Source organism: Candidatus Enterococcus willemsii (genome assembly GCF_009933335.1).
GTDB classification, from domain to species: Bacteria; Bacillota; Bacilli; order Lactobacillales; family Enterococcaceae; genus Enterococcus_F; species Enterococcus_F willemsii.
This window is the reverse complement of the sequence record NZ_MAEL01000009.1, coordinates 1-2,010: the sequence shown is the minus strand read 5'-3', so window position 1 is coordinate 2,010 and position 2,010 is coordinate 1. Positions and strand designations below refer to the sequence as shown.

The 2,010-nt window shown below is 26.5% G+C and carries 2 protein-coding genes; both read right to left on the bottom strand.

Features of this window, described 5'->3' with window-relative positions; translation table 11 throughout:
- Positions 1-490: oligosaccharide flippase family protein (locus BAU17_RS01185; protein WP_161900985.1), on the bottom strand; the 490-nt coding region annotated here is incomplete at its 3' end.
- Positions 474-1,433 (bottom strand): ATP-grasp fold amidoligase family protein, encoded by a 960-nt coding sequence (locus BAU17_RS01180; protein WP_237579065.1) that lies wholly within the window; start codon positions 1,431-1,433, stop codon positions 474-476. The genes BAU17_RS01180 and BAU17_RS01185, both read right to left, overlap by 17 nt.
- Positions 1,434-2,010 lie beyond the last annotated feature (577 nt).

The window sequence follows — 2,010 nt, the reverse complement described above, 5'->3', positions numbered from 1 at the left end:
AATCATCTCCATCTTTAATAAAAAATACAATAAGAAAAAAAGAAATAACCTGACTGAATAAGCTACTTAAGCTTGTTTTTTTAAAATCTTCTATTCCCATAAAAAACCAAGAAATATCAAATACTGCTGCTATAATGATTAAAGATTGTAGATAAAAATATGCTCTATTGGCAGAAAAAGTAACCACTATAAAATAAATAATTACAGAAACCATGGATATATAAAAACTCATAGTAAATAGTTCCCAAAATGTCCTAGATAATGTAATTTTGTTATCTCTATTTACTGCTATTTCACGATTTCCATATACTCCTATACCTAATCCAGCAAATAGAACAAAATATTGAGCTATTGAATTAGTATAATTATACATTCCAATTCCATGAGGGCCTAAAGCATCTGAAACTAATGGGATTGTTATAATTGGTAATACTATCTTAGTAATTTGAAATATACTCTGATAAATAAAATTATTAATAGTATTTTTCATTATAATTAAACTCCAATTTCTCTCCTAAGCTTTTATCTAACTCAAAATTTTTTCTCAATAATTCAAGAAAACCGCTCGCTGGAGTAAACGTCAATTCGGTAATTTTTAGCTGTCCGTTGATTATATTAAAATCAACTCTTACAAAAGGAAAGTCTTTACCTATTTTTGTTGAAATGTCTACCATTTCTTTCCAATTAATCGGCATTTGTATATTTATATCAGGCGTGTCTTCATCTTTCCAAATCAAGTTCCAAAATTCATCATAATGCGCCCTATAATGTTTCCGATGACCTTCTATTATCATGGGTTTTGGTACATTTTGAGTGTCCTCATTATCATTAACAGGTTGATCCCAATCCCATAGTATTACCTGTATAAAAGCTATATTTCCCTTAATCATTGCAATTCTATATTCATTACCTAAATTCTGAAAATACGGTTCACAAATAACTCTATCCTTAGCTTTAGAATAATGCCATTCAGATGTCAATAAACCAAAATCCGTTTTAAACCATTTCTGCACTATTTTATTAATTTTCTCATTATTAATTTCATTCTTATTTTTTATAATTAAATTCATACCAGAAGCATTTGTTTTCTTTAAAACAAATGCTTCTGGTAATTGACCGATGTCAATGTAATCAGATTTTTCAAAAATATTAATATACTCTACTGATAAATGTTTCATTTGTTTTCTAGACAAATACTCATGCAGTGTATATTTATCAGCAGCTTGGATAACTAATAAATTTTGCGGATAATTAAATAATTTCAAACATTGGATTTTTTCAGAAAGTAATCTAGGATATTTCAGATTTAATTCCCTTCCATAAAATTTTTTATACACATCTGAAGTAATTTTTATGTGATTTTTTGTTAAGTACTTTGTTCTTAAAAATTTAAAAACAAACGATTCTTTAATATAATTTTTTAAATTATTCAATACATCCGTCCATCCTTTCGTACCCATGTTAGTTTAACATTTTCTTATATCTATATATTCTAATTCTTTTCTGGATTTTTTTTAGTAATATATACATGTTCACATGATTTCGTTGCAATAGTTTAGTAGTAATTTTTGTGTTATTAAAATCAAAATTTTGAAATTGTTTTCTGAAAGTCATCATAATTCTATTTAATTCTATCTTTTTCTCTTTATTTGTTAGATTACTGTAAACTATATGATTACTACAATCTAATAAAATGTCTTCTCTCGTTCGTCTCAATAATGCCTCTTTATGAGGAATATTAAAATCAGTTACTAATTTAGCCAACATTAAATTTTCTTCAATCTTCATATCTATTCTATTATGTCTGTACTTCGTTGTAGAAGATCCTTCCCTCAAAATAGTATAGTGATAGTACGATTTTCTAATAACTTCAAAACTATTAATGTATCTATATACCGAGTATCTTGTCCCATCGGAGAATTAGAAAAAATAATATGTATATAACATATTTGTGCAAAACAACTCAGAAAATGATTCTAAGAAATCAACCCGTGTGTAGGATTTGTTTTT